At 72.3% G+C, this 26,054-nt stretch carries 26 protein-coding genes; 16 read left to right on the top strand and 10 right to left on the bottom strand.

What is annotated here, in order from left to right:
- Positions 1 to 92 precede the first annotated feature (92 nt).
- Positions 93 to 683 carry a cysteine hydrolase family protein gene (locus tag D1J63_RS25850; RefSeq protein ID WP_125632059.1) on the top strand — a complete coding sequence of 197 codons (591 nt, stop codon included), beginning with the start codon at positions 93 to 95 and terminating at the stop codon, positions 681 to 683.
- Here D1J63_RS25850 and D1J63_RS25845 read toward each other — a convergent pair.
- Entirely contained in the window at positions 680 to 1,114 is a 435-nt protein-coding gene (locus D1J63_RS25845) for an ATP-binding protein (RefSeq protein WP_125632057.1), read from the bottom strand. The genes D1J63_RS25850 and D1J63_RS25845 overlap by 4 nt on opposite strands.
- Before the next feature lie 93 nt (positions 1,115 to 1,207).
- Here D1J63_RS25845 and D1J63_RS25840 point away from each other — a divergent pair, with 93 nt between their 5' ends.
- From D1J63_RS25840 to D1J63_RS25815, 6 genes are all read left to right on the top strand, one after another.
- Positions 1,208 to 2,056: a helix-turn-helix transcriptional regulator gene (locus D1J63_RS25840; RefSeq protein ID WP_125632055.1), complete on the top strand. Its 849-nt coding sequence runs from the start codon at positions 1,208 to 1,210 to the stop codon at positions 2,054 to 2,056.
- Complete coding sequence (locus D1J63_RS25835) at positions 2,016 to 2,219, top strand: DUF397 domain-containing protein (protein WP_125632053.1); 204 nt, start codon at positions 2,016 to 2,018, stop codon at positions 2,217 to 2,219. The genes D1J63_RS25840 and D1J63_RS25835 overlap by 41 nt, the downstream gene beginning before the upstream one ends.
- Before the next feature lie 217 nt (positions 2,220 to 2,436).
- A complete protein-coding gene (locus D1J63_RS25830) occupies positions 2,437 to 4,665 on the top strand; it encodes a glycoside hydrolase domain-containing protein (protein WP_102932420.1) in 2,229 nt (742 codons plus the stop codon).
- Between the two features lie 14 nt (positions 4,666 to 4,679).
- Positions 4,680 to 5,126 (top strand): hypothetical protein, encoded by a 447-nt coding sequence (locus D1J63_RS25825; protein ID WP_125632051.1) that lies wholly within the window; start codon positions 4,680 to 4,682, stop codon positions 5,124 to 5,126.
- On the top strand, positions 5,123 to 5,815 hold the full coding sequence (locus D1J63_RS25820) for a hypothetical protein (protein ID WP_125632049.1): 693 nt from the start codon (positions 5,123 to 5,125) through the stop codon (positions 5,813 to 5,815). Before D1J63_RS25825 ends, D1J63_RS25820 begins: the two co-directional genes overlap by 4 nt.
- Positions 5,816 to 5,914: 99 nt before the next feature.
- The gene (locus D1J63_RS25815) at positions 5,915 to 7,570 is read left to right on the top strand and encodes a hypothetical protein (protein ID WP_125632047.1); all 1,656 of its coding nucleotides are present in this window, start codon (positions 5,915 to 5,917) and stop codon (positions 7,568 to 7,570) included.
- Here D1J63_RS25815 and D1J63_RS25810 read toward each other — a convergent pair.
- Positions 7,524 to 9,614: a bifunctional glycosyltransferase 87/phosphatase PAP2 family protein gene (locus D1J63_RS25810; protein WP_125632045.1), complete on the bottom strand. Its 2,091-nt coding sequence runs from the start codon at positions 9,612 to 9,614 to the stop codon at positions 7,524 to 7,526. The genes D1J63_RS25815 and D1J63_RS25810 overlap by 47 nt on opposite strands.
- A gap of 434 nt (positions 9,615 to 10,048) precedes the next feature.
- On the opposite strand from D1J63_RS25810, the gene proP reads away from it, so the two are divergent.
- The gene (proP, locus tag D1J63_RS25805; protein ID WP_125632043.1) at positions 10,049 to 11,491 is read left to right on the top strand and encodes a glycine betaine/L-proline transporter ProP; all 1,443 of its coding nucleotides are present in this window, start codon (positions 10,049 to 10,051) and stop codon (positions 11,489 to 11,491) included.
- 98 nt (positions 11,492 to 11,589) lie between these two features.
- Complete coding sequence (locus D1J63_RS25800) at positions 11,590 to 12,261, top strand: O-methyltransferase (RefSeq protein WP_102932426.1); 672 nt, start codon at positions 11,590 to 11,592, stop codon at positions 12,259 to 12,261.
- Positions 12,262 to 12,275: 14 nt separating this feature from the next.
- Here the strand turns inward: D1J63_RS25800 and D1J63_RS25795 are convergent, their stop codons facing one another.
- Complete coding sequence (locus tag D1J63_RS25795; protein ID WP_164712975.1) at positions 12,276 to 12,668, bottom strand: FHA domain-containing protein; 393 nt, start codon at positions 12,666 to 12,668, stop codon at positions 12,276 to 12,278.
- An 81-nt stretch (positions 12,669 to 12,749) separates the two neighbouring features.
- Between D1J63_RS25795 and D1J63_RS25790 the strand changes: the two genes are divergently transcribed.
- Positions 12,750 to 13,175, top strand: a complete 426-nt coding sequence (locus D1J63_RS25790) for a DUF1992 domain-containing protein (RefSeq protein ID WP_125632041.1) — start codon at positions 12,750 to 12,752, stop codon at positions 13,173 to 13,175.
- 15 nt (positions 13,176 to 13,190) lie between these two features.
- Here D1J63_RS25790 and D1J63_RS37345 read toward each other — a convergent pair whose 3' ends face one another.
- Together D1J63_RS37345 and D1J63_RS25780 are read right to left on the bottom strand one after the other, a co-directional pair.
- Positions 13,191 to 13,943, bottom strand: a complete 753-nt coding sequence (locus D1J63_RS37345; RefSeq protein ID WP_241235608.1) for a hypothetical protein — start codon at positions 13,941 to 13,943, stop codon at positions 13,191 to 13,193.
- 4 nt (positions 13,944 to 13,947) lie between these two features.
- Entirely contained in the window at positions 13,948 to 14,628 is a 681-nt protein-coding gene (locus D1J63_RS25780; RefSeq protein WP_125632039.1) for a hypothetical protein, read from the bottom strand.
- A gap of 162 nt (positions 14,629 to 14,790) precedes the next feature.
- Between D1J63_RS25780 and D1J63_RS25775 the strand changes: the two genes are divergently transcribed.
- Positions 14,791 to 15,333: a GNAT family N-acetyltransferase gene (locus D1J63_RS25775; RefSeq protein ID WP_125632037.1), complete on the top strand. Its 543-nt coding sequence runs from the start codon at positions 14,791 to 14,793 to the stop codon at positions 15,331 to 15,333.
- 89 nt (positions 15,334 to 15,422) lie between these two features.
- Here the strand turns inward: D1J63_RS25775 and D1J63_RS25770 are convergent, their stop codons facing one another.
- On the bottom strand, positions 15,423 to 17,525 hold the full coding sequence (locus tag D1J63_RS25770) for an MFS transporter (protein ID WP_125632035.1): 2,103 nt from the start codon (positions 17,523 to 17,525) through the stop codon (positions 15,423 to 15,425).
- A 213-nt stretch (positions 17,526 to 17,738) separates the two neighbouring features.
- On the opposite strand from D1J63_RS25770, the gene D1J63_RS25765 reads away from it, so the two are divergent.
- Complete coding sequence (locus tag D1J63_RS25765) at positions 17,739 to 19,046, top strand: peptidoglycan-binding domain-containing protein (protein ID WP_125632033.1); 1,308 nt, start codon at positions 17,739 to 17,741, stop codon at positions 19,044 to 19,046.
- A 95-nt stretch (positions 19,047 to 19,141) separates the two neighbouring features.
- On the opposite strand, the gene D1J63_RS25760 is transcribed toward D1J63_RS25765, so the two are convergent.
- Both D1J63_RS25760 and D1J63_RS25755 read right to left on the bottom strand, forming a co-directional pair.
- Complete coding sequence (locus D1J63_RS25760) at positions 19,142 to 19,807, bottom strand: HAD-IA family hydrolase (protein ID WP_125632031.1); 666 nt, start codon at positions 19,805 to 19,807, stop codon at positions 19,142 to 19,144.
- 211 nt (positions 19,808 to 20,018) lie between these two features.
- A complete protein-coding gene (locus tag D1J63_RS25755; protein WP_102928534.1) occupies positions 20,019 to 20,600 on the bottom strand; it encodes a TMEM165/GDT1 family protein in 582 nt (193 codons plus the stop codon).
- Between the two features lie 465 nt (positions 20,601 to 21,065).
- On the opposite strand from D1J63_RS25755, the gene D1J63_RS25750 reads away from it, so the two are divergent.
- From D1J63_RS25750 to D1J63_RS25735, 4 genes are all read left to right on the top strand, one after another.
- Positions 21,066 to 21,710: an HNH endonuclease family protein gene (locus D1J63_RS25750; RefSeq protein WP_003976456.1), complete on the top strand. Its 645-nt coding sequence runs from the start codon at positions 21,066 to 21,068 to the stop codon at positions 21,708 to 21,710.
- 77 nt (positions 21,711 to 21,787) lie between these two features.
- A complete protein-coding gene (locus D1J63_RS25745) occupies positions 21,788 to 23,431 on the top strand; it encodes an alkaline phosphatase D family protein (RefSeq protein WP_125632029.1) in 1,644 nt (547 codons plus the stop codon).
- A gap of 301 nt (positions 23,432 to 23,732) precedes the next feature.
- Positions 23,733 to 24,194, top strand: coding sequence for a DoxX family protein (locus tag D1J63_RS25740; protein WP_125632026.1), 462 nt, complete (start codon positions 23,733 to 23,735; stop codon positions 24,192 to 24,194).
- A gap of 305 nt (positions 24,195 to 24,499) precedes the next feature.
- The gene (locus D1J63_RS25735) at positions 24,500 to 25,174 is read left to right on the top strand and encodes a VTT domain-containing protein (protein ID WP_164712974.1); all 675 of its coding nucleotides are present in this window, start codon (positions 24,500 to 24,502) and stop codon (positions 25,172 to 25,174) included.
- 82 nt (positions 25,175 to 25,256) lie between these two features.
- Here D1J63_RS25735 and D1J63_RS25730 read toward each other — a convergent pair whose 3' ends face one another.
- Both D1J63_RS25730 and D1J63_RS25725 read right to left on the bottom strand, forming a co-directional pair.
- Positions 25,257 to 25,490, bottom strand: a complete 234-nt coding sequence (locus D1J63_RS25730) for a DUF2277 domain-containing protein (RefSeq protein WP_125632022.1) — start codon at positions 25,488 to 25,490, stop codon at positions 25,257 to 25,259.
- Between the two features lie 4 nt (positions 25,491 to 25,494).
- Positions 25,495 to 26,028 carry a GNAT family N-acetyltransferase gene (locus tag D1J63_RS25725; RefSeq protein ID WP_241235607.1) on the bottom strand — a complete coding sequence of 178 codons (534 nt, stop codon included), beginning with the start codon at positions 26,026 to 26,028 and terminating at the stop codon, positions 25,495 to 25,497.
- Positions 26,029 to 26,054 lie beyond the last annotated feature (26 nt).

Here is a 26,054-nt window from a genome sequence, read left to right as displayed (position 1 = left end):
TGCAGGTTAGACGACATTGCCGACATCATCGGGCGGGCCTAGCGTCGTAGGAGCAGGTCAACGACCGTCACCCTCGGATTCAAGGAGCCACCGTGCCCAGGACCACCTTGCGCCGCCTCAGCGGACTCGACGACACCCCCGCCAAGCTCGCCGACTCCACCCTCGTCCTCGTCGACTACCAGAACACCTACACGACCGGTGTGATGGAACTCGACGGCTGGCAGGCCGCGCTCGACGCGGGCGCCCGGCTGCTCGCCCGCGCCCGCCGGGAGGGCGCCAAGGTGATCCACGTCGTCCACGACGGCGGCGAGGGCTCCCCGTACGACCTCGGGGCCGAGAGCGGGCAGATCCACCCCAGCGTCGCGCCGGTCGACGGCGAGCCCGTCGTCACCAAGAAGGCGCCGGACTCCTTCTACGGCACCGACCTCGGTGAGCACGTCGACGCGGCCGGCAACAACGACCTCGTCGTCGTCGGCTTCATGACGCACATGTGCGTGACCTTCACCGCCCAGGGTGCCTTCCTGCGCGGCAACCGCCCCACGGTCGTCGCCGACGCCTGCGCCACCCGCGCCCTGCCGGTGGCGGACACCGAACTCGACGCCCGCCAGGTGCACCACAGCGCCCTCGCCACCGTCGCCGACATGTACGGGGTCGTCGTACCGACACAGGAGTCCCTGACCTAGGCCGGTGCGCGGCCGGCCCCGCACTCGAACCACACGGTCTTGCCACCCCCGGGCCCCGGCCCCACACCCCACTTGTCGGCCACCGCCTCCAGCAGCACCAGCCCCCGGCCGCCCTCCGCGTCGCCGCTCACCCACGCGGACGGCACGGGCTGCCGAGGGCTCCCGTCGGCCACCTCCACGCGGACCCCGCCCGCCTGCCGCAGCAACAGCAACGTGCAGCGCCGGTCCAGGACATGGCGTACGACGTTGGCCAGCAGTTCGGTGACGCCGAGTTCCACCGCGTCGGTCAACTCGGCGAGGTCCCACTCGCGCAGGTACGAGCGGACGATGCGGCGGACGTGCCCCGCCGAGTGGGCGCCGGCGGTGAAGCTCATCCGGTACCGGTCCGCCAAGGGGTGGCCCACGAGGACCGAGGGAAAGTATTCGTTCACGGCACGAGCCTGACGTCGGACGACTACCGTGGGCTACGGAACGGATACAACCGGTGCCCCAGTGGACCGAGTTGTGCGCGAAAGGGGCTCTGCGTGACCCACATCAACGTCCTTGACCCGGGCGCCTCGCCACTCGACTACTACGGCTTCGAGCTGCGCCGCCACCGGGAGGCCGCCGGGCTGACCCAACGGCAGCTCGGCGACATCGTCAACTACACCGGCTCGCTGGTCGGCCAGATCGAGACGGCCCGGAAACTGCCGACGCCGGAGTTCAGCGAACGGGTCGACGCGGCGCTGGGGACGGGCGGGCTACTGTCCCGGCTGGTCGACCTGGTGATGCGCAGTCAGGTACCGGCCTGGTTCCAACAGGTGGCCGAGTTGCAGGCCCGGGCCACCGAGATCTACTCGTTCGACACGCACATGGTCCACGGTCTCCTCCAGACCGAGGCCTACGCGCGTGCGGTCCTCGGAGCGCTGGACCAGAGCAACCTCGACGACCGGACATCGGTGCGCATCGCACGCCAGAAGATCTTCGAGAAGGACGAACCGCCGGTCTTCTGGGCCGTGCTCAGCGAGTGCGCGCTGCACCAGGAAATGGGCGGCCGGGAGACCATGCGGGAGCAACTGGCCCACCTGTTGGCCTTCGAAACCAACCCGCGCATCAACGTCCAGATCCTGCCCTATTCTGCGGGCGCACACGCGGGACTCACCGGCTCATTCGACGTCTACCGCTTCGCGGGCGACCCGCCCATCATCTACACCGAGGGCTACGGCAGCGCGCATCCGACCGCAAACCCGAGCACGGTCAAGAACTGCTCACTCCGATACGATCATCTCCAGGCGTCCGCGCTCTCCCTCAGAGAGTCGGCGGAGCTGATCCGGCGCTTGATGGAGGAACGCTATGGAGAGCAACGCGACTCTGACGGGGATCCAGTGGCGTAAGTCCAGCTACAGCAGCGACCAGGGCGGCAACTGCGTCGAAGTCGGCGAACTGCCCGCCACCGTCGCCGTCCGCGACTCCAAAGCCCCGGCGGGGCCGATCCTCACCCTGGCCCCCGCCGCCTTCACCACCTTCGTCGGCTGGGCCCGCGCCACCCACAAGTGACGCGTCGGCGTGCGCAATTACGCCAACCATGAGCCGGACCCTGGGCCGTGTGATCTTCGTGTGCCTAAAGTGTGTGCGCCTTAGGCACTCGCAACAGGTCACCCCCTGACACACGACCGCGGCGGGCACGCACCACCTCTGCCCGACCCGCGCCGGTCGAGCACGGCCTCACTCGGGCTCGGGTGGCGGCGCCCTCCGTCCGAGAGGAAGCCGGCCCATGGCTGACGAGATGGTGCGCGCAGCGCAGCAGTTCATCAACACCACGTATGACGACGGCGCCAAGCTGGGCATATCGCGGCTCGACGAGAACGGCCAGACGAGCTGGACCGTGATGTACGCCCTGACCCGGGCGCTCCAGTACGAGCTGGGCATCTCCGGCCTGTCGAACAACTTCGGCCCCACGACGCTTTCCACGCTCCAGTCGAAGTACCCGAACATCCACGCCTCGGGCGCCCCCGAGAACATCGTCCGGATCGTGCAGGCCGGCCTGTACTGCAAGGGGTACGACGGCGGCGGCATCGACGGGACGTACAGCGAGCGGGTCCAGACCTCGGTGCTGTCGCTGAAGTCGGACATGGGTGTCGACTTCGCCTACCCCGGAAGTGACGTGGTCCCGAAGGTCTTCAAGGGCCTGCTGAACATGGACCCGTACGTCACCGTCAACGGCGGCTCCGAGCAGATCAGGGCCGTCCAGCAGTGGATGAACGGCGAGTTCGTCAACCGCCGGGACTTCTACATCGTGCCCTGCGACGGACACCACTCCCGGACCGTCGCCACGGCCATGCTCTACGCGGTGCAGTACACGATCGGTATGGCCGACGGCGTGGCCAACGGCAACTTCGGGCCGGGCACCAAGTCCGGGATCAAGGCGCACACGCTGTCGGTGGGGTCGTCCGGCACCTGGGTGCAGCTCTTCACCGCGGGCATGCTGCTCAACGCGCGGCCGGTGTCGTTCAGCGGCACCTTCACCTCGGCGCTCGCCGACGCCGTCCGCTCGTTCCAGTCGTTCGCCAAGCTGCCGGTGACGGGGCAGGGCGACTTCTCCACCTGGGCGTCGCTGCTGGTGTCGTACGGCGACCAGGACCGCAAGGGCTCCGCCTGCGACGGCGTCACCCGGATCACCCCCGACCGGGCCAAGGCCCTCAAGGCGGAGGGGATCACCATCGTGGGGCGCTACCTCACCAACCCGGTCCCGGGCGGCGGCACGGTGCCCGAGAAGGAGATCCAGTCCGGGGAGTTGCAGACCATCGCCGACGAGGGCATGCGCTGCTTCCCGATCTACCAGACCTTCGGCCGGGGTGCGAGCGACTTCAGCTATCCGCTGGGGCGCGCCGCGGGCCAGGCCGCGATCAACGCCGCCCTCGACCACGGGTTCAAGTCCGGGACCCGGATCTTCTTCGCCGTCGACTTCGACGCGTACGACTACGAGGTCACCGACAGCGTCCTGCCGCACTTCAAGGGCATCGAGGACGCGATGCGCGACGACGGCAACCGGTACACGGTCGGCGTCTACGGCCCGCGCAACGTGTGCACGCGCGTGTCCGACGCCGGGCACGCCTCGGCGTCGTTCGTGTCCGACATGTCCTCCGGGTTCTCCGGCAACTTCGGTTACCCGCTGCCCACGAACTGGGCCTACGACCAGATCGTCACCAAGACCGTCGGCTCCGGCAGCGGTTCCATCAACATCGACGTCAACATCGCCTCCGGGCGGGACAGCGGTCAGGGGTCCTTCGACCCGCCGCGCGGCGTCAAGCCCGACACCCGTCTCAGCCCCGACGTCACGACGGCCATGGAGACCGACGTCGGCAAGTACATGGAGTCCCTCGGCTTCCCCCTCGACGGGGGACTGCGGTCGTACCAGCACTGGAAGTGCTTCGAGCGCACCGTCACCGCGCACGACGACCTGATCACGGAGCTGTCGAACCGGCACAACATGCGCAAGGCTCTGATCCAGACCACCGCCTACTGGGAGATGCGGCACATCTCCCCGGACGACGAGGCGGCCTGGGCCGCGGTCATCCTGGCCTTCAACACCACCCGGCAGTACATCCGGGACACCTCCACCGGCATCGCCAAGCAGCGCGCCGTCACCCTCATCGGCGCCTGGAACCACGCGCTGGACAAGGGGTACGGGTCGGGTCAGCCGCGCCGGGACGTGTCGGTGGACGAGGACAAGTACAACGCGTGGAAGCAGGCGTACGACAGCGAGACGTACGCCCTGACCAGCGTCGCGCTGATCCACCGCTGGGACATCGACGGCAAGCCCGGCGGCGACGACGACTCACCGGCCCTGCGCCAGCCCACCCTGGGCTACACGGACCAGGAGATCTACGAGGTCCTGCGCCGCTACCAGGGTCCCGGCGACGTCGCCTACGAGGAGGCCAAGAAGAGAATGGGGCTCTACTACGTGATGGAGAAGTACAACTCCATCTCCCGCAACCTCTGACAGGAGTACGGCACATGTCAGGCGACCAGCCCTACGCCGAGCACGAGGGTGCCGTCCTGCTGCTGTTGCTGCTGGCCGGTCTCGTCGCCGTGGTGTGGCTCACGGTCCGTGCGGTCACCGGCCTGGTGCGGGCCCGCCGGAGGGGCACGACCCTCCTGGCTCCGGCCGCCGTACTGGCCTGGGACGCGGCGGTCGGAATGTACACCTGGGGGCTGCTCCACCTGTTCTTCTTCGACGACCACGCCCAGGCCGAGGCCTGTGCGAAGGCCGTCGACGGCAGGGTCACCGGCTACGAACCGACCTTCGTGCCGCTGCACTTCGGCTGCCGCACCGGTGACGGCCGGGTGACCGAGGCGGTCATCCCGTCCTATCTCAACCCCGCCACCCTGCTGCTCGGCATCTGCGCGCTCGTCCTGACCTGGCTCGTCATCGCACACCACAAGAAGGGCACCCACACGTGACCACCCCCCTGTCCCGCCGCCACGTCCTGCGCCGTGCCGCCTTCCTGGCCGCCGGGACCGCCGTCGGCTCCCAACTCCTGTCCTCCCCCGCCCTCGCGCAGCCGGCCGGTCCGGAGCCCGACAAGCTCCGCGAGTCGGTGCGCAAGGCGCAGGAGCGCAACAAGCGCGTCCTGAGCGGCGTCCCGTCCCGCAACGGATGGGAGATGGAGAAGACCGCCGACAACCGCGGGCACGTCTACACCAGACCCGTACCGGGCCTTCCGGTCGACGGCGTCCAGGTACGCATGGGCGAGGTCGAGACCGTGCTGGTCCATGTGATCCGCCGCTTCCACTACGAGGTGGACGAACTGCGCCGCGGCGACGTGACCGGCTGGCGCCACCCCTCCACGGTCCGCAAGGGCATGGCCGAGTCGAACCAGGCGTCCGGTACGGCGGTCCAGATCCGGCCCGGTTCCTACCCGTCGGGAGTGCGGGGCGGCTACTTCCCGCAGCAGTTGACGGCGATCCGGGACATCCTCGCGGAGTGCGGCGGTGTGGTCCGCTGGGGCGGCGACGACAAGCACCCGGACGAGGCGCTGTTCTACATCGACGTCAAGCCCGGTGACGACAGGCTGCCGAAGCTCGCCGAGAAGATCGTGGACTGGGACTGGACCCCCGGCAAGGGAGCCGGTTCCGGCACCACCGTCTGAGCCGGACCCGGTCCGGGCCAACGATTCTGTTCGATTTATCGTCTTCGCACGTGTGTCCACCCCGGGCGCGCTCGATGACCTCGAACGGAAACCCCGACCGTGGCCCCTGCCGAACTCACCGTCCCCCGGCCCGAACAGCGCCGGGACAGACGTCCGGCTGACGTGCTGCGCGCCTTCGGGCGCCGGCATCGCGTGCCGCTGCTCGCGACCCTGCCCACCATTCCGCTGTACGCGGTGTGGTGGGCGTTTCTCGCCACGGGCGGCGGGGACCTCGCCGCGCAGGAGGCGTGGGCCGACTTCGCCTCGAACCACGGGGATTCGGCGTACGGGCTGTTCTGGTACGGCGGGATGCACACCGCCAACTACAGCGTCGTCTCGCCGTACTTGATGGCGCTGGTCGGCGTGCGCACCGTCACGGTGGTGTCCGGGCTCGCCGCCTCCTGGCTCGCGGCGGTGCTGCTGGTGCGCGGCGGCGTGCGCCGGCCCGTCTGGCCCGCGCTGCTCGCCTCCCTCGCGCTGTGGTGCGACGTCGCCTCGGGCCGGACCACCTTCGCGCTCGGCGTCGCCCTCGCGCTGGCGGCCTGCGTACCGCTGGTGCGGGAGCGGCGGCTGTGGCTCGGCGCCGGGTACGCGGCGCTGGCGACGATGGCCTCGCCGGTGGCCGGGCTGTTCGTGGCCGTCGTGGGCGCCGCGTTCCTGCTCGTACGGGACTGGGGACGCGCCCTCGTGCTGCTCATACCCCCGGCCGCCGTCGTCGGGCTGACGACGCTGTTCTTCCCGTTCACGGGGGAGCAGCCCATGCCGGCCGGCCGCATCTGGCCGCCGGTCCTGCTCGGCCTCGCCGTCACCGTGCTGGCCCCGCGCACCTGGCGGGTGGCCCGGTGGAGCGGGGCCGTTTACGCGCTCGGGACCGTGCTGACGTATCTGATCGCCTCGCCGGTCGGCACGAACGTCGAACGGTTCGCGGAGCTGTTCGCGCCCGCCGTGCTGCTGGCGGCGCTGCTCTCCGGCCCTCCCGCGCTCACCGCGGACCGGGTGCGGCGGCTCGCGCGGGGGCTGCTGGCCGTCGCGCTCGCCTACTCCGTGTGGTGGGTGGGCGGCAAGACCGTCTCCGATCTGCGGGTGTCCACCGTCGTGCCCGCCTGGGCCGCCGAGACGGACGGTGTCGTGGCCGCGCTGGAGGGGCTCGGTGCCGACCGGACGCGGGTGGAGGTGGTGCCCGCCCGCAATCACCGCGAGGCCACCCTGCTCGCCCCGCACGTGAACCTCGCCCGCGGCTGGAACCGGCAGCTCGACGTGGAACGCGGGCGGCTCTTCTACGACGGCACCTTCTCCGCCGCCACCTACCGGGAGTGGCTGGACCGCTGGGCGGTCGGCTTCGTGGCCGCCCCGCTCGGCAGACCGGACGGCCCGGCGCGGGCCGAGGCGAAACTGGTCCGGGACCCGGAGCTGCGGCCCGAGTGGCTGGAGCCCGTGTGGCGGGACGCGCACTGGCAGGTCTACCGGGTGCGGGACGCCGTACCGCTCGTCTCCGCCCCCGGCACCGTCGTGTCCACCGGCCCCGCCGACCTCGTACTGCGCGTGGCGCGGCCCGGCACGGTGACCGTGCGGGTCGCCTGGTCGCCGTGGCTGCGCAGCGACGGCGGGTGCCTGGCGCAGGACGGCGAGTTCACCCGGCTGACGGTCGAGGCGCCGGGCGAGTACCGGATCAGCTCGCGGTACGGTCCTTCGCCGGGGTCGGGGGGTCGCTGCTGACGCCGGGCGCGGGCTCCACGGCCTCCTTCGCCGCCGCCACCGCCACCGCCGTCCGGGCCCGCGGGCCCTGGAACCAGTACGTCAGCCCGAAGCCCGCCGCCACCACGGCCGCGCCGCCCACCGCGTCCAGGACCCAGTGGTTGCCGGTCGCCACGATCGCCGAGACGGTGAAGAGGGGGTGGAGCAGGCCCAGGGCCTTCATCCACATCCTCGGCGCGATGATCGCGATCACCACCCCGCACCACAGCGACCAGCCGAAGTGCAGCGACGGCATCGCCGCGTACTGGTTGGTGAGGTGGGTCAGCGTGCCGTAGTCCGGCTTGGAGAAGTCCTGGACGCCGTGCACCGTGTCGATGATCCCGAGGCCCGGCATCAGCCGCGGCGGGGCCAGCGGATAGAGCCAGAAGCCGACCAGGGCCAGCAGGGTGGCGAAGCCGAGGGAGGCGCGGGCCCAGCGGTAGTCGACCGGGCGGCGCCAGTACAGGATGCCCAGGACGGTCAGCGGGACGATGAAGTGGAACGACGTGTAGTAGAAGTCGAAGAAGTCCCGCAGCCAGCCGACGCCGACCACCGCGTGGTTGATCGTGTGCTCGATGTCGATGTGCAGGAAGCGTTCGAGGTCGAGGATCTGCGTGCCGTGCTCCTCGGCGCGCGCCCGGCCCGCCGAGTTGCTGCCGCCGGTCGCCGCGAGGCGGACCTGGGAGTAGGCGGCGTAGGTGACCCGGATGAGGAGCAGTTCGAGGAGGAGGTTGGGGCGGGTGAGGACCCGGCGCAGGAAGGGCAGCAGCGGGACGTGCTTGAAGCGGGCCGGGACCGGTGGCGCGTAGGCGGTCGGGGTCGGGTTTTCGAAGTAGGGCGACGTGCGCGGCAGGAAGGGCACGGCGACGGCGGCGGCCAGCGCGGCGAGCAGGACGACGTTGTCGCGCAGCGGGTACAGCGCCTCCATGTTCGGCAGCATCATCTTCGCGGGCAGCGTCATCACCAGGACGACGGCGACCGGCCACACGTACCGGTCGGAGGCCCGCTTGCCGACCCGGCCGACGACCGCGGGCAGCACCCACAGCAGCTGGTGCTGCCAGGTGGCCGGGGAGACGACGACGGCCGCGCAGCCGGTGACGGCGACCGCGAGCAGCAGCTGGCCGTCGCGGGCGTAGCGCACGGCGCGACGCAGGGCGAGGACGGCGACGGCGGCGCCGAGCGCGAGGAAGAGGGCGATCTCCAGCGGGCCGTTGAGGCCGAGGCGGAGCAGGACGCCGTGCAGCGACTGGTTGGCGAGGTCATCGGCCGCGCCGCCCAGGCCGACGCCGGCCATGTGGTGCACCCAGTACGTGTAGGAGTCCTGCGCCATGGCCGCCCAGGCGACGGCGGTGCAGACGACGAACGTGATCCCGGTGGACGCGGCGGCACGTCTGCGGTCGGTGAACCACAGCAGGGGGACGAAGAGGAGCACGGTCGGCTGGAAGGCGGCGGCGACACCGATGAGCACGCCGCCCAGCCGGTCGCCCCGGGCCCCGCGCACGGCGAAGCAGCCCAGCAGGACGAGCAGGACGGGAATGATGCTGGTCTGGCCGAGCCAGAACGCGTTGCGCACCGGCAGGGACAGCATCAGCAGGCTGATGGCGACCGGCGCCGCCAGCAGCGCCGTACGGCGTCCGACGGGCTGGGGCAGGGCACGGGCGGCGACCAGGCCGAGGGCGACGACCAGCAGCAGCGAGCCGAAGGTCCAGCCCCAGCCGAGGGCCTGCTCGGCGGCGCGGGTGAAGGGTTTGAGGACCAGGCCGACGAACGGCGTGCCGGTGAACTGCGTGGAGTCGTAGAGCGACCCCTCCACGTGCAGGACGCCGTGCTCGCCGACCCAGGTCTCCAGGTCCGTCAGGCGTTCTCCGCGCGGGGTGCCGAGCACCGCGGCCACCTGGCGCACGGCCAGGACGGCGGTGATCAGCCACAGGCCCAGGCGTGCGAGGCGCAGCCGTGCTCTGGTCGCGTCGACGGCCGTGGCTCCGAAGGACTCCGCCGGTCGCCCACTGTGCTCCGCATTCGCCACGCCTCGTCGGCCTCCCGCCCCGTTCGTACCGTCCGTACGTACCGTACGTGCCGCCCTCGTGCACGCCGTGTGTCGTCCCTGCGAACCCTATGAGGCTCGCACCGTCCCCGGTGGAAGACGCGGGCACCCCCCACTCAACCTGACAGCCGCCCGCTTTTCGACTCGAAGGGATTCCCGGGAGCGAGAAGGATCACAGCTCGCGGCCGGGGGAGCGGCGCGCGGCGCGCGCATGTCCCCTGCGTGTACGCCATTTTGGTGCACAGTGCAACGAAAAGCATACCGGGCGTAAGCGGCGCATCACCGCCTATGGTCGCTTTTCTGCCCGTGGCCGAGTGGCCCGGGCTCTTTCCGGCCCGGCGACAGCGCCGCCGTACGGGTCCCGGCGTTCCCCGCGCCTCCGTCCCTGTCCCCGTCGAAAGCAGGCGAGCGTAGTTTTGTCGGCCGCCCCCGTTGCCGCTCCGTCGTCCCGTACCCCGTCCCGCACGGCCCCCGCACCCGTCCCGCGCACCGCGGGCGCGCCCACCGCCACCGATCCCGCGCTCGTCCGGCGCGCCGTCAAGGCCGCGGCGCTGGGCAACGCGATGGAGTGGTTCGACTTCGGCGTCTACAGCTACATCGCCGTGACGCTCGGCAAGGTCTTCTTCCCGTCGGGCAACCCGACCGCGCAGCTCCTCTCCACCTTTGGTGCCTTCGCGGCGGCGTTCCTGGTGCGGCCGCTGGGCGGCATGGTCTTCGGTCCGCTCGGCGACCGGGTCGGGCGGCAGAAGGTGCTCGCCGTCACGATGATCATGATGGCGGCGGGCACGTTCGCCATCGGGCTGATCCCGTCGTACGCGACGATCGGCGTCTGGGCGCCGGTGCTGCTGCTGGCCGCGCGGCTGGTGCAGGGGTTCTCGACCGGCGGCGAGTACGCGGGCGCGTCCACCTTCATCGCCGAGTACGCGCCGGACAGGCGGCGCGGCTTCCTGGGGAGCTGGCTGGAGTTCGGCACGCTCGCCGGGTACATCGGCGGCGCCGGTCTGGTGACGCTGATGACGGCGCTGCTGTCGGACGGCGACCTGACGTCCTGGGGCTGGCGCATCCCGTTCCTGATCGCGGGCCCGATGGGCATCGTCGGCCTGTACCTGCGGATGCGCCTGGAGGAGACCCCCGCGTTCGCGGCCGAGGTGGAGAAGGCGGAGACGGCGCGGGTGAAGGTGCCGCTGCGCGAGATGGTCACCGGGCAGTGGCGGGCGCTGCTGCTCTGCGTCGGCCTGGTCCTGGTCTTCAACGTCACCGACTACATGCTGCTGTCGTACATGCCGAGCTACCTGACCAGCGAGCTGAAGTACGACGAGACCCACGGGCTGCTCGTGGTGCTCGCGGTGATGGCGCTGATGATGGTCGTCCAGCCGTTCGCGGGCGCGCTGACCGACCGGGTCGGGCGGCGGCCGGTGATCGCGGCGGGCTGCGCGGGCTTCCTGCTGCTGTCCGTCCCGGCGCTGCTGCTGATCCGCGAGGGCAGCCTGCTCGCGGTGGCCCTGGGCATGGGCGCGCTGGGCCTGCTGCTGGTCTGCTTCACGGCGTCGATGCCGTCGGCGCTGCCCGCGCTGTTCCCGACGCGGGTGCGCTACGGCTCGCTGTCGATCGGCTTCAACGTCTCGGTGTCCCTGTTCGGCGGGACGACGCCGCTGGTGGTGACGGCGCTGATCGGGGCGACGGGCAACATGATGATGCCCGCCTACTACATGATGGCCGCGGCCGTGGTCGGCGGCGTGGCGGTGTGGTTCATGACGGAGTCGGCGGGCCGGCCGCTGCCGGGCTCGGCGCCCGCGGTGGAGGCGCCCGCGGTGGAGGCGCCCGTGGTGGAGTCCTCCGCCCCCGGAACACACCGGTGAAAAACCCTGCGGCGCCCGCACCCCGCGTCTAATATTCGTTAGCGCACCTACTTAGAACGGCTAAGTAGAGCGAACGGGAGACACGGGGTGCACACGGCATGAGCGAGTCGCAGCTCTGGGACGACGTCGACGGCTACTTCATCACCCACCTCGCGGCGGACGACGACGCCCTGGCGGCCGCCCGCAGGGAGAGCGACGCCGCCGGGCTGCCCCCGGTGAACGTCGCCGCCAACCAGGGCAAGCTCCTGCAACTGCTCGCCCAGATCCAGGGCGCCCGCACCGTGCTGGAGATCGGCACCCTCGGCGGCTACAGCACCATCTGGCTGGCCCGCGCCCTGCCCTCCGACGGCCGCCTGGTCACCCTGGAGTACAGCGACCGGCACGCGGAGGTCGCCGTCCGCAACATCGCCCGCGCCGGCCTCGACGCCCTCGTCGACGTGCGTGTGGGTCCCGCCCTGGAGTCCCTGCCGAAGCTCGCCGACGAGAACCCGCCGCCCTTCGACCTGGTCTTCATCGACGCGGACAAGGGCAACAACCCGCACTACCTCGAGTGGGCCCTCAAGCTCACCAGCACCGGCAGCCTGATCGTCATCGACAACGTGGTCCGCGGCGGCCGGGTGGCCGACGCCGCGGACACCGCCGACGACGTGCGCGGCACCCGCGCCGCCATCGAGCTGATCGGCAGCCATCCGCGGCTCAGCGGCACCGCGGTCCAGACGGTCGGCGTCAAGGGGTACGACGGGTTCGCACTGGCCCGCGTGCTGGCCTGAGGCCGCCCGGCCCGCTAGACCTCGTGGTAGAAGCCGACGTTGACGCTGCGCGGCTCCGCGCGGTCCTGGACCACGACCTCGCCGCTGCCGCCCCTGGGCAGCGGCACCGTGCCGCCGTACGGCAGGGACTGAAGGTGCTCGCCGATGGTCAGCCGGACCTCGCTGGAGGGGTCCGGCTGCGAGCCGCGCAGCCAGCTCAGCCGCCAGGTGCCGTCGTCTCCGCAGCGGAACTCCAGGTGGACCCGGGAGACGAACAGCCAGTCGTCCGGCGTCGCCAGCCGGCACACGGACCTGTCCCGGCCGACGCGCAGCACCGAGTCCGGCTCGCTGGGCGCGTCGGCCATCTGCATGCCGGCCGTGGCGCCCGCGTCCGCCGCGGTGACGGCGGCCATGGTGAGTTCGAGCACGTGCGCTCCTTCGAGGTCCGTCGGCTTGTCGCCGCCGCATGATAGATCGACCCGGGGAGCGGTGTCCGGCACACTGGGTTCATGACCGAGCGAAAGCCACCCGGCGTCGACTTCGAGTCCTGGGTCGACAAACAGATTCGAGACGCGGAGTCGCGCGGCGAGTTCGCCGAGCTGCCCGGCGCGGGCAAGCCCCTGCCGAGCGAGATGGACAGCACCTACGACGAACTGTGGTGGGTCAAACGGAAGATGGCCCGCGAGGGCTTCTCCGTGCTGCCGCCCACGCTGGCCCTGCGCAAGGAGGCGGAGGACGCCCTGGAGGCGGCGGCGAAGGCCCCGTCGGAGCGGGTGGTCCGGCGCATCGTCGAGGAGATCAACGTCAAGATCCGCGAGGTCATGTTCAAGCCGCCGCCCGGCCCCCCGCTGGGTCTGAAGCCCTACGACGTCGAAGAGGTCGTACGGCAGTGGCGGGAGGGCCGGGCGGACGGGGCGGACGGCGCGGAGCGGTGACGTGACGCCTGTCGGTCACAGGCGCATCAGACGGCCCGCCAGTTCGCGGTAGTCCCGCAGCGCCAGGCGGAGTTGCTCGGTGTCCGTACTGGGCGCGCCGCCGCCCTCGCCGGGCTCCCGCCAGGAGGCCCGCAGGGTCTGACGGCGGTGCGTCACGGCCTCCGTGAAGCGGGTGGTGATCTCCTCCAGCACCCGGTCGGCCTCCTCGACGGAGGCACGCGGCGCGTCGACGAACCCGGCCAGCGCGTGGTGCAGCCGCTCACCGAGCCGGTCGGAGTCGGCCGGCGGCAGGAGGGGGCGGTCCGCCGCCGACGGGCCCTTCGAGGTCGTCGTCGCGGAGGGAGCGGGCGCGGGGGTGGCCCCGGCGAGGGCAGCCTCGGCCGGGGCGACCGGGGTGCCCGGATCGGCCGGGGTGCGGGCATCGGGCGTAGGGCCGGCATCGGCCGGGGTGCGCGGGGCGGCCGTGACGCCGCGCTCGGCCGAGGCGCCGCGATCGGCCACGGTGCGGGCGTCGGGCGTGAGGCCGGGATCGGTCGTGGTGCCGGGATCAGCCGTGGTACCGCGACCGGCCGCCGTACCGGGACCGGCCGTGGTGCGGGCATCGGCCGTGGTGGCGGAACCCGTGCTCGTGCCGGGGCCGGAGTCGGCGCCGCGCTCGGTGTTGAAGTCGCCGCGCTCGGCGTGGACGTCGTGCTCGGCGTGGACGTTTCGGCCGGGGACGGTGCCGTGACCGGCGGCGGTGCCGGGTTCGCCTGTCGTGTCGGACATGACCTCAGCTCTCCTTCGGTCGACGCTTGCCGAGCGACCACGCGTGGGGCGCCCGGGCCGCCGGGGCCGGTTCGGCGGTGCGGGCTTCCGTGCCCCGCCCCCGCCCGTCACGGCCGTCGTGGCGGGCCGGGCGCATCAGGGCCTCGAACAGCGCGCGGGCCTCGACCATGGACTCACGCATCTCCTCCGTCTCGGTACCGCCGCCGTCCCGCGCGTCGTCCACGCGCGCGTGCGTCACACGGTGTACGCGGCGGTAGCCCTCGACATGGTGGGGGTGGTGCACGGACAGCGCCGTGAGCTGCTCCTCGTACTGCCCGCCGTCCGGGAAGCCCCGGGCACCGGCGAGCTCCGCGAGGAGCTGGTCCGCCTCGGCGACCGCCTCGCGCGGGGAGTCGACGAAGCGCTCCTGGGCCGCGGTCCAGCGCGCCGTGAAGCGCTCGCGCTCGGCGGGCTCCAGGGACCGCGTGCGCAACGACCCGTGCCGCCGCACCCGTTCGGTCAGTTCGCGTTCGGCGGCCTTGGTGTCGCCGTCGTGCCGGGCGACGGCCAGGTCGTACTCGGGCCCGAAGCGCCGCTTCAGGCCTCCGCCGTGCTGGGTTCCGCGTGCGCGCAGGGCAAGGACGGCCGCGACGACGAGCACGACCGCCACGACCACGATCAAAGCGATGATCACGCCTGTGGACATGAGTGCCTTCCGGGTTTTCGGCCTGCCGGCTCTCCGAGCGGCCGGTTCGCCGTTCGTGTTGCCCCCGAGGCCGCGCTCAAACGGTGCCCGGCGTGCGCCGACGGCGCACCGCTGGGAAAATGCGCTTGCTCCGTCCCCCGGTCCCTGCCGACCATGCCCGTCATGACCTGGACCGTCGCCCCGGAACCGTACGACTCCCCCGTCGCCGCCGCGCTGTGGCGCGCGTACTACACGGAGGTGAGCGACCGCTGGTACCAGCTGCACGAGGGGCGCTCCACCGACCTCGCCGAGCTGGAGCGGGAGATCGCCGCGTACTCCGGCTCCGACCTCGTACCGCCCCGGGGAGGGCTGCTGGTCGCGCGCTACGGCGGTGAACCGGCCGGCACCTCGGGCGTGCGGCTGCTGGACGACGCGACCGCCGAGCTGACGCGGGTGTTCCTGTACGCCGGAATGCGCGGCCGGGGCGGCGCCGCGCTGCTCGTGCGGGCCGCCGAGGACGTGGCACGCACGCTCGGGGCCGAGCGCATGGTCCTGGACACGCGCGGCGACCTCGTCGAGGCCCGCGCCCTGTACGCGCGCCTAGGCTACACCGAGACCGAGGCGTACAAGGAGGATCCGTACGCCGAGCACTGGTTTACCAAGCCGCTGCACGGCGACGAGGGCTCACCGGTGATGGACGGCTCGCGGCTGACGGCTGACGGCTGACGGCTCAGAGCCGACGGCTGACGGCTCAGGGCTGAGGGCTGACGGCTCGGACTGACGGCTGAGGGCTGAGGACTGAGGACCGACGGTGATCACCCGGCCCGCGCGGGCGTACGCCCCTCCCGTCCCTCGCGCCCCACGCGCCCGGCGTGCCGGTCGTGCGGGCGCTCCCGCTCCGAGCCGCACAGCTCGCCGGTCAGCTCGTGCACGAGCTGCACCAGGTCGGTCGGGCGGTCCGGGCCCCACCAGTCGCCGAGCAGTTCGGCGAGGGAGTCCTCGCGGGCCAGCGCCAGCCGTTCGGCGACCTCGCGCCCCCGGCCGGTGAGAATCAGGTCGGGGCCCTCCCGGACGGCCAGGTGCCGTTCCTCCACCTGGCGGGCGGCCGCCATCACGGTGGCCAGCGGAACCGGGCTGCGCTCCGCGAGCTGGGCCGGCTCGACCCGGCCGTACTTCCTGACCCGCAGCAGGATCCAGCTCGACGCGGGCAGCAGGTCGTAGCCCGCCCGGTCGGTGATCCGGCGGTAGATCTCCCGGCGGCCCTCCCGGGTGCCGAGGACCGACAGGGCGCGGCACACCTCGTCGTGCGAGGAGCGTTCCACCGGGTTGCTGGCGAGGGTCTGGGTGGCGTCCGGCGCCGTGACCGAGCCGCGCAGCCGGTCCTCCTTGAGGAACCAGGCCAGGAGGAAGGCGACCAGGGCGACGGGGGCGGCGTACAGGAAGACGTCGGTGATGGAGGAGGCGTAGGCGTGGATCGCCTCGGGGCGCAGCGCGGGCGGCAGGGCGCCGATGCCGCGCGGGTCGGCCTTGAGGGTGTCCACGGAGACGCCGGGCGGCAGGGCGGCGCCCCGGAAGGCGTCGGTGAGCTGGTCGGCGAGGCGGCTCGCGAAGATCGTGCCGAAGATGGCCACGCCGAACGAGGCGCCGATGGACCGGAAGAAGGTCGCGCCGGAGGTGGCGACGCCCAGGTCCTCGTAGGCGACGGCGTTCTGCACGATGAGGACGAGCACCTGCATCACCAGGCCGAGCCCCAGGCCGAAGACGAAGAAGTAGGTGCTCACCTCGGCGGTGGCGCTGTTCTCGTCGAGCTGGTGCAGCAGGAGCAGGCCGAGGGTGGTGACGGCGGTGCCCGCGACGGGGAACACCTTCCAGCGGCCGGTACGGCTGACGATCTGCCCGGAGACGGTCGACGAGAGCAGCAGGCCGAACACCATCGGCAGCATGTACACACCGGACATGGTGGGCGTCACACCTCGTACGACCTGCAAGAACGTCGGCAGGTACGTCATCGCGCCGAACATCGCGAAACCGATGACGAAGCTGATGACGGCGGAGAGCGTGAAGGTGCGGACGCGGAAGAGCTTGAGCGGCAGGACGGGCTCGGCCGCCCTGCGCTCCACGGCCACGAAGAGCACGGCCAGCACCACCGCCAGCACCGCGAGACCGATGATCTGCGGGGAGCCCCAGGCCCAGGTCGTGCCGCCGAGCGAGGCCACCAGGACCAGGCAGGTGGCGACGGAGGCGATGAGGAGGGTGCCGAGGTAGTCGATGACGTGCCGGGTGGTGCTGCGCGGGATGTGCAGGACCGCCGCGATGACGGCGAGGGCGACGACGCCGATGGGCAGGTTGATGTAGAAGACCCAGCGCCAGCTGAGGTGCTCGGTGAAGACCCCGCCGAGCAGTGGCCCGAGCACGCTGGTCGCGCCGAAGACCGCGCCGAACAGCCCCTGGTAGCGGCCTCGTTCGCGGGGCGGGACCAGGTCGCCGACGATCGCCATCGACAGCACCATCAGCCCGCCGCCGCCCAGCCCTTGCAGGGCGCGGAAGGCGATCAGCTGGCCCATGCCCTGCGCGATGCCGCACAGCGCGGAGCCGACCAGGAAGATCCCGATCGCCAGCTGGAACAGCCTCTTGCGCCCGTACTGGTCGCCGAGCTTGCCCCACAGCGGCGTCGCGGCGGTCGCCGCCAGGAGGTACGCGGTGACCACCCAGGACAGGTGCTCCAGGCCGCCCAGGTCGCTCACGATGGTGGGCAGCGCCGTCGAAACGATGGTCTGGTCGAGCGCGGCGAGCAGCATGCCGAGCAGCAGGGCCCCGATGGAGACGAGCACGCCGCCGGCGACCTGCTCCCGCTCCCCCGGCACCCCGGGCCGCCGCTCCGGGTCCGCCTCCGTCGCCCCGCGCACGTCTCCGGCCATGTGGACCTCCACGGTGTCATGCCGCTCACGGTGTCGATGCGCACTGCCCGCCCGGCCGTCCGGGCCACTGCCCATCCAGGTCGGTGTGACCAGTTTTGGCCGTTTCAGTCCTCCGGGAAGCCGGTATTCCGGGGGCGTGTGCGCGAAAGTGTGGAGAAGATCTGCATAATCTCTGAAGTTCGCGAGGGGAGTCGCGAGGGGAGGGACGAACGCGTGAAGCAGGAGAAGGAGCCGTCGCAGGAGCGGCCCGCGAGGGCCTCGTGCCCGGAGTGCGGCACGCCCAGAGCGGCGGACAACACGCCGTCCTGCGCCTGCGGCACCAGGGCGTCCGACGCCCTGCGCGACGCGCGCACGGCCCAGGCGGCAGCGGCGGAGGACTTCGACCCGCTGCGCATACGGCCGTACGTCGAGCTGGACGGGGCCGGGGATCCCTCGGGCGCGGCGAGCGGTGCGTCCGGCGCGTCCGGTACGACTGGGGCGTCCGGTACGGCTGGCGCGCCCAGTACATCCGGCGTGTCCGGTACGCCCGGGGCGCTCAGTACATCCGGCGCGTCCGGTGAGCGGCTCGCGCCCCCGTCCGACCCGGACGCCACCATGACGCTGCGCGCGGTCGACGCCGGTGGGGGTGCGGGCGCCCAGGCCGGTGCGGGTACCGGCACCGGTGCGGGTACCGCCGCTGATGGCGGCGCCGGGGGCCGTGGCGGTGTCGGCGCCGGTTCGCCCGGTGGGGACGCGAAGGCGGCCTCCGCCCTGCCGACGCCCCTCGCCCCCTCGTCCGGCGCGCCCAGCGCACACGACCTGCGCCTGTTCGACACGTCCGCCACCGCGCCCCTCCCTCGGGTGGCGCCGGGGGCGGAGGGCGCACAGGGCGGGGGCGGCACCGGGCGGCCTCCGCGCGGGCGCCGCAAGGGCGTACTGCTGAGCGCCGCCGGGGCGGTCGTGGTCGTGGTCGGCGCCGCGGGGTACGCCAGCGGGCTGTTCTCGTACGACACGCCTGCACGGGACGGGGCGATGCCGGACGAGGTGCGGGCGAGCGTGCCGGACGCCTCGACGAGCGAGACCTCGCCGAGCGCGGAACCGAGCGCGTCCTCGGCCTCGCCGACGCCCTCCGCGTCGGCCTCGCCCTCCGAGTCCGCTTCCCCGTCGCACAGTGCGAGCGCCTCGGCCTCGCCGTCCCCGTCGGCGTCGAGCGCCTCGCCCACACCGTCCCGGTCGGCGGAGCCGACGCAGAGCACGACCGCGCCGGGCGCCGCCGCCTCGCAGGAGTCCGAGGACGACGACGGAGCCCCGGACGGCGGCCCCACGCTGCAACGCGGCGACCAGGGTCCGGAGGTCGTGGAACTGCAACAGCGCCTGGCCGCGATGGAGATGTACCGGGGCGACCTCAACGGCAACTTCAACCGCCAGGTCGAGGACGCCGTCCGCCAGTACCAGTGGTACCGCGGCATCTACACCGACGGCGTCGGCGTCTACGGCCCGGACACCCGCCGCAGGCTCGAGTCGGAGCCGCGGCAGCCGTAGCCGCGACAGCGGAAGTCGCGGCAGCCAAAGTCGCGACAGCCGAAGTCACAGCAGCCGGGCGACGAGAGCCGTAGCGGCGGCCCCCCTGACAGCCGTCAGCCGATGTGCAGCCGCAGCGACCCGTCCGCGTCGGCCTCGACACGCACCCGCGTCAGATCCTCCACGACCACGTCCGGCCCGTGGAGCCCGGCGCGCGGCCCGACCCCGACGACCCGCATACCGGCGGCGCGCGCGGCCGCGATGCCGGCGCCGGAGTCCTCGAAGGCGATGCAGTCGGCGGGGGCGATGCCCAGTTCGGCGGCGCCCTTGAGGAAGCCCTCGGGGTCGGGCTTGCTGGCGCCGACCGACTCGGCGGTGACCCGGACGTCCGGCTGAGCGAGCCCGGCGGCGGCCATCCGCGCGGTGGACAGGGCCACGTCGGCCGAGGTCACCAGGGCGTGCGGCAGACCCCGCAGCGAGGCGAGGAACTGGGCCGCGCCGGGGATCGCGACGACGCCCTCGGTGTCGGCGGTCTCCTCGGCGAGCATGCGCGCGTTGTCGGCGTGGTTCTGCTCCATGGGCCGGTCCGGCAGCAGCATCGCCATCGAGGCGTAACCCTGCCGTCCGTGGACGACCTTCATGACCTCGTCGCCGTCCAGCCCGTGCCGGTCGGCCCAGCGCCGCCAGACGCGCTCGACGGCGGCATCCGAGTTGACGAGGGTGCCGTCCATGTCGAGCAGCAGGGCGCGGGCGGGCAGAACGGTGGTGGCGGTGGCCGTCATCGGCAGACTCCAAGGCGCGGGGAGGGAACAAGGCGGCCCCGCCCGCCGGTCAGGGAGAACGGGCGGGAGCCACTTTGTTCATCCACGGTACAAAACAGACCGGGGTTCGCGCCACCGGCGCACGCCGACGGCCCCGAAACGGCCCGGGGCTCGCGCCACCGACACCCGCCACGGGAACCGCCGGAACCGGCCCGGACCCGGTGTTCGCCGCTCAGCCGGCGATCGCCTCCCACAGGCTCCACACGCCGAGGCCCAGCATGAGCACGGCCGCGATCTTCGTGATCAGCCCCAGCGGCACCCGCTTCATCAGGGCCTTGCCGCCGACGATGCCGAGCCCGGCCACCGCCCACAGCGCGAGCACCGCACCGAGGCCGACGGAGAGCGGGTCGTCGTAGCGGGCCGCGAGGTTGGCCGTCATGATCTGCGTCAGGTCGCCGAACTCGGCGACCAGGATGAGCATGAAGCCCGCCCCGGCGACCTTCCAGAAGGACTGGTCCTCCGGCTTGCGGATCTCCTCGTCCTCGTCGTCCTTCTTCATCAGCAGCACGGCGGCGCCGCCCAGGAACAGCACACCGGTGATCGCGTGCACGATCTGCTGGGGCAGCAGGGTCAGCACACTGCCGGCCGCGACCGCGAGCACGACGTGCAGGAGGAAGGCGGCGGCCACGCCCGCGAAGACGTACGAGGCGCGGTAGCGGGTGCCGAGGACGAGGCCGGCGAGCGCGGTCTTGTCCGGCAGTTCGGCGAGGAAGACGACACCGAAGACGAGCGCCGTCACGGTCAGGCTGATCAAGGTTCCTCAATCGGTCGGGGCCACCCCACCGAGAGTGCTGGTTGCGCGGATTTCACCGTCTCCGCGACACGCGACACCTCGGCACGGCAGCACACGGATTCACCCGTGCCGTACGGCACGGGCGTGCACTGCTTGCCGAAGGTCTCGCTGGCCCGCCTCGTGTACGAGGCCTGCCTCCGGGCGCCGGCTCAGGCTGGCTGAGCAGTATGTCGACGGTCCGGCGAAGAGCTACTCCCCTTCTGCGCCGTCCATAGTACGCGAACCCGCGCACGGCCCCGAGGGCCGAAAGTCCCCCGCCGGAACGCCGGAACGCGGCCCCGGTTTCCGTCACGAGTCTCGCCGCACGCCTAGACGTGCCATGCACACGTCACTAACTTCTTACCGACCGCACACCTGTGCGCCATGCGGCGTCGCGAGCATTCCCCTGCCCGCGTCCCAACACCCCCACACCCAAAGGGAGTTCGCATGCCGAAGTTCTACGCGCGTCGACGGCTCGGTTTCCTCGCCGCGTTCACCGGGCTCATAGCCTCCGCCGGGCTCCTCAACGGCCCGGCCGCCTCCGCCGCCCTCCCCACGCCGGTCAGCGCCGCCACCGCCCGCACCTACCTGGCCTCCCTCACGGTGGCCACCGAGGACCGCACCGGCTACGACCGCGACCTCTTCCCGCACTGGATCACGCAGTCGGGCACCTGCAACACCCGCGAGACGATCCTCAAGCGCGACGGCACGAACGTCGTCACCGACTCCTCCTGCGCCGCCACCAGCGGCAGCTGGTACTCCCCCTACGACGGCGCCACCTGGTCGGCCTCCTCCGACGTCGACATCGACCACCTCGTACCGCTCGCCGAGGCCTGGGACTCCGGCGCCGACTCCTGGACCACCTCGCGCCGGCAGTCCTTCGCCAACGACCTCACCCGGCCCCAGCTCCTCGCGGTCACCGACAACGTCAACCAGTCCAAGGGCGACCAGGACCCGGCCACCTGGATGCCCTCGCGCAGCGCCTACCGCTGCACGTACGTGCGCGCCTGGGTGCAGGTGAAGTACTACTACGACCTCTCGGTCGACTCGGCGGAGAAGTCGGCCCTCCAGGGCTACCTCGCGAACTGCTGACGCCCCGCCCGGCACGGAACCTCCCCGTCGGCCTCCGTCGTTCCGTACCGTACGGGGCGACGGAGGAGAGGATCATCATGGCGGGACTGCGCCTGGGCCCACTGCTGAGGTACGCCGACGGTACGTGCGCGACCGTCTGGGTCGAGACGAGCGGCCCCTGCACCGCCGAGGTGCGCTGCGCCGACGGCGCCCGGGGGACGGCCGGCACCTTCCGGGTCGCCGGTCACCACTACGCCCTGGTCCCGGTCGACGGCCTGACGCCGGGCACGGCGACGGAGTACGAGGTGCTCCTCGACGGCGCGAGCGTGTGGCCGCCGCCGGACTCCCGCTTCCCGCCCTCGGTGATCGCCACGCCCACGGACGACGACGGCATGCGCGTCGCCTTCGGCTCCTGCCGCTGGGCCGCACCACCGGCCGGCGGGAAGGACGCGGTCGGCCCGGACGCACTGGACACCCTCTCCGCCCGCGTCGCGGCCGACCCCGGGGGCGCCCGCCCCGACGTACTGCTGCTGCTCGGCGACCAGGTCTACGCCGACGAGGTCTCCGACGCCACGCGCCACTGGATCGCCGGCCGCCGCGACCTGGACCGGCCTCCCGGCGACCAGGTCGCCGACTACGAGGAGTACACCCGCCTCTACTACGAATCCTGGCTCGACCCCGAGGTGCGCTGGCTGCTCTCCACCGTGCCCAGTTGCATGATCTTCGACGACCACGACGTCGTCGACGACTGGAACACCTCCGCCGCCTGGCTCGCCGACATGCGGGCCACCGACTGGTGGCAGGAGCGGCTGCTGAGCGGGCTGATGTCGTACTGGGTGTACCAGCAGCTGGGCAACCTCTCCCCGGACGAGCTGGCCGCCGACCCGCTGTACGCGGCCGTCCGCGAGACCCCCGACGGCACCGCCGCGCTCCGGGCATTCGCGGCCCGCGCCGACGCCGATCCGACCTCCGTCCGCTGGAGTTACCGACGCGACTTCGGCCGTACCCGGCTGCTGATGGTGGACTCCCGCGCGGCCCGCGTCCTGGAGGAGGACCGCCGCACGATGCTCGACCCCGGCGAGGCCGCCTGGCTGCGCGAGCAGATCATGGACGGGCGGGGCGCCTACGACCACCTGCTCATCGGCACCTCCCTGCCCTGGCTGCTGCCCCACCTGGTGCACGACGTGGAGGCGTGGAACTCGGCGATCTGCGGCGGCGAGCGGGGCGCACGCTGGGCGCGGCTCGGCGAACGGATCCGGCGCGGGGCCGACCTGGAGCACTGGTCCGCGTTCCCGTCGTCCTTCACGGCGCTCGGCGACCTGATCGCCGAGGCCGGTACGGGACCGGGGGCGCCCGCGACGGTGAGCGTGCTGTCGGGCGACGTCCACCACGCCTACGTGGCCGAGCCGTCCTGGCCCGGTCGTGCGCCCGACGCGCGGGTGGCACAGCTGACCTGCTCCCCGGTGCACAACTCCGTGCCGCTCTCGATCCGCCTCGGCTTCCGCTTCGGCTGGAGCGCACCGGCGCGTGCCCTCGGGCGGCGCATCGCCCGGCACGGACGCTGCGCCCCGCCGACGGTGAGCTGGCGCAGGACCGGCGGCCCCTGGTTCGGCAACCAGATCATGACGCTGACCCTGCGGGGCCGGTCGGCGCGACTGCGCCTGGAGCAGGCCCGGGCGAACCGTGACGGTACGAACGTCCTGCGGATGATCACGGACCGGGAGCTCGCGCCGCCGAGGTGACTCGCGCAGCCGGAGTGACTCGCGCAGCCGGAGTGAGGGGAGCGAGGCGGCGTAAGGGGGGTGAGGCGGCGTGAGCGGGCTCAGGGTGGGTATGAAATGAGTCACATCGGCGGGGCGCGCCCCGCTCATGGGAGCGCTCCCACCTGGTCCGCCCGCCGTGAGATGGCGGTGACCGCGCGTTAAGTTATGGCTAAATGTTGAACTTGCAAGTACTCATTAGGCACACCTAACGTGGGCAGCCCACTCGGTTCCGTCCCCACCGGCCACACCCCGGCCGGCCGACCGGAGGAGCAAACCCCCCATGCCCCGACGCCTCGAAAGCGCCACCGCCCAGCCCTATGTGCTCGGCTTGTTCCGCATAGTCGTCAGCCTGCTCTTCGCCTGCCACGGCGCCGCGTCCCTCTTCGGCGTCCTCGGCGGCGCCGCGGGGTCGGGCGGCACCATCGACGCGGGCACCTGGCCCGGCTGGTACGCGGCCGTGATCCAGCTGGTCGGCGGCGGCCTCGTCCTGCTGGGCCTCGGCACCCGCCCGGCGGCGGTCATCTGCTCCGGCTCGATGGCCTACGCGTACTTCAAGGTGCACCAGCCCGGCGCCCTGTGGCCGCTGGAGAACGGCGGCGAGGCCCCCGCCATGTTCTGCTGGGCCTTCCTGCTGCTCGCCTTCACCGGTTCCGGCGCCTTCGGCCTGGACCGCCTCCTCTCCCGCCGCTCCTCCGAGCGGGAGGAGTCCACCCCCGAGCGGCAGACGCCGGTCGCGGCCTGATCGGACCGCCGCGGCGCTATCCCTTTCCCGCACGCACAGCGGTCCCTCCCTCCCCGTCCGTACGCACAGCAGGAGTCCCTCCCCCTCCGCACGCACGGCAGCGGTGCCTCCCGGAAGCGGAGGCACCGCTGCCGTGCGTGCGGAGGGCGGAGAGGGGGCGGAGAGGGGGCGGAGGCAGGCGCGGGTGACGTCGGTGTGAATGTCCCGCACTGAACACTCAAGCCCCCTGTGAACCCTCTGTCACACCCCGGGCGTACGCTGTATGGCTGTCATTGGCCGCTCCTGCCGTCCCCGCGTCTCGCGGCATGGCCCGGCCCACGGGGGAGTATCGGGGAGTAGTGGTGGTCGAGAGTCTGGGAAGCATCGGGTCGCTGGTCAGCAGCCCATGGATCTACGCGCTGGTGGCCGTCTCGGTGCTCCTCGACATCTTCCTGCCGGTGCTGCCGAGCGGGGTCCTGGTGATCACTGCGGCGACGGCTGCGGCCGCCGGTTCGGGCGCGGCGGCCGCCGGACGGGTTCCGCAGGACGTGCCCGACATTCTCGTCCTGACGCTCTGCGCGGCGACCGCCTCCGTCGTCGGTGACCTGGCCGTCTACCGCCTCGCCTGGCGCGGCGGGGCACGACTGGACCGCGCGATCGCCCGTTCCCGGCGGCTGACCACCGCGCAGGAACGTCTCGGCGGCGCGCTCGCCCGCGGCGGCGGTGCCCTCGTCGTCCTGGCCCGCTTCGCCCCGGCCGGCCGCTCCGTCGTCTCGCTCGTCGCCGGCGCGGCCCATCGCCGGATCCGCGAGTTCCTCCCCTGGTCGGCCCTCGCCGGGCTGGCCTGGGCCGCCTACAGCGTCGCCCTCGGCTACTTCGGCGGCCAGTGGCTGGGCGCGACCTGGCTGGCGACGGGAGTGTCGCTGGTGGCGCTCTTCGGCGCGGGGGCGGGCGCGGCGTACCTGATGCGCCGCCAGCCCCGCGCGACCGAGGCATCCTAGCGGCGGACCGCGGCCGAGGCCGCCGGTACGGGCGGGGTCTCCGACAGACCTACGGCCCCGTGCGCGGCAGCACCGAGCGGCGTCAGGAGGCCCGTCGCGTGCCGGCGCCTCCCCGTATCTCCAGGCCGTCCAGCAGCTCGGCCGTGGCCTCGGCGACGGCCTCGACGGCACGGTCGAAGACCTCCTGGTTGTGCGCGGCCGGCGCCCGGAACCCGGAGACCTTGCGGACGTACTGAAGGGCTGCGGCCCTGATCTCGTCCTCGGTGGCCTCCTCGGCCAGCGCGGGCGGGCGCAGGGTCTTGATGCTGCGGCACATGACGTCAGTCCTCCCTCTCCAGGTCCACGCGCCAGTCGTTCGACCTGATCCAGTGGCCCTTCGGATACTCGAAGTCGACCTGCCCGAGCAGCGTGAACCCGGCCCCTCGGCAGACGGAGTTGGAGGCGGCGTGGCCGACGCTCGGGAACGCGTGCAGATACCGGTGGGACCCGGCCGCGCGAGCCGCCTCCCGTACGGCACGGGCCGCCCGCACGGCCAGCCCCCGCCCCTGGAACTCCGGCAGCACGCCCCACCCGGTCTCCCAGATCCCGGTGTCCCGCCAGGTCCGCTGCCAGAACCCGACGGAGCCGACGGTCTCGCCGCCGTCCGCCAGGGTCACCCGGTACATCCGCCCCGGCGCCGGCTCCACGTACCTTCTGTGCCGGACCAGGAGCTGTTCCTCGCTCTCCGGGCCGCCCAGGTGTTCGGTCATCTCCGGGCTGTTGAGCCTGCGCAGCAACCACAGGTCCTGCTCGGTCCAGGGGACCAGGCTCACCCGCTCCCCGCCCACTCCGGTCCGCTCGTCCAGGCTGTCCATGTCTTCACGGTAGGGCAGGGGTCTGA

This window comes from Streptomyces sp. KPB2 (assembly GCF_003950055.1).
GTDB lineage: Bacteria > Actinomycetota > Actinomycetes > Streptomycetales > Streptomycetaceae > Streptomyces > Streptomyces salinarius.
Note: the sequence above shows the minus strand (reverse complement) of the source record. Positions and strands in the feature narration are given on the sequence as shown.

What these genes read in the sequence shown, in the direction of transcription:
- D1J63_RS25835 (WP_125632053.1), top strand. Translation starts at nt 2,016, where the DNA reads ATGGAGAGCAACGCGACTCTGACGGGGATCCAGTGGCGTAAGTCCAGC.
- D1J63_RS25830 (WP_102932420.1), top strand. Translation starts at nt 2,437, where the DNA reads ATGGCTGACGAGATGGTGCGCGCAGCGCAGCAGTTCATCAACACCACG.
- D1J63_RS25825 (WP_125632051.1), top strand. Translation starts at nt 4,680, where the DNA reads ATGTCAGGCGACCAGCCCTACGCCGAGCACGAGGGTGCCGTCCTGCTG.
- D1J63_RS25800 (WP_102932426.1), top strand. Translation starts at nt 11,590, where the DNA reads ATGAGCGAGTCGCAGCTCTGGGACGACGTCGACGGCTACTTCATCACC.
- D1J63_RS25790 (WP_125632041.1), top strand. Translation starts at nt 12,750, where the DNA reads ATGACCGAGCGAAAGCCACCCGGCGTCGACTTCGAGTCCTGGGTCGAC.
- D1J63_RS37345 (WP_241235608.1), bottom strand. Translation starts at nt 13,943, where the DNA reads ATGTCCGACACGACAGGCGAACCCGGCACCGCCGCCGGTCACGGCACC.
- D1J63_RS25780 (WP_125632039.1), bottom strand. Translation starts at nt 14,628, where the DNA reads ATGTCCACAGGCGTGATCATCGCTTTGATCGTGGTCGTGGCGGTCGTG.
- D1J63_RS25775 (WP_125632037.1), top strand. Translation starts at nt 14,791, where the DNA reads ATGACCTGGACCGTCGCCCCGGAACCGTACGACTCCCCCGTCGCCGCC.
- D1J63_RS25770 (WP_125632035.1), bottom strand. Translation starts at nt 17,525, where the DNA reads ATGGCCGGAGACGTGCGCGGGGCGACGGAGGCGGACCCGGAGCGGCGG.
- D1J63_RS25760 (WP_125632031.1), bottom strand. Translation starts at nt 19,807, where the DNA reads ATGACGGCCACCGCCACCACCGTTCTGCCCGCCCGCGCCCTGCTGCTC.
- D1J63_RS25750 (WP_003976456.1), top strand. Translation starts at nt 21,066, where the DNA reads ATGCCGAAGTTCTACGCGCGTCGACGGCTCGGTTTCCTCGCCGCGTTC.
- D1J63_RS25745 (WP_125632029.1), top strand. Translation starts at nt 21,788, where the DNA reads ATGGCGGGACTGCGCCTGGGCCCACTGCTGAGGTACGCCGACGGTACG.
- D1J63_RS25740 (WP_125632026.1), top strand. Translation starts at nt 23,733, where the DNA reads ATGCCCCGACGCCTCGAAAGCGCCACCGCCCAGCCCTATGTGCTCGGC.
- D1J63_RS25735 (WP_164712974.1), top strand. Translation starts at nt 24,500, where the DNA reads ATGGCCCGGCCCACGGGGGAGTATCGGGGAGTAGTGGTGGTCGAGAGT.
- D1J63_RS25730 (WP_125632022.1), bottom strand. Translation starts at nt 25,490, where the DNA reads ATGTGCCGCAGCATCAAGACCCTGCGCCCGCCCGCGCTGGCCGAGGAG.
- D1J63_RS25725 (WP_241235607.1), bottom strand. Translation starts at nt 26,028, where the DNA reads ATGGACAGCCTGGACGAGCGGACCGGAGTGGGCGGGGAGCGGGTGAGC.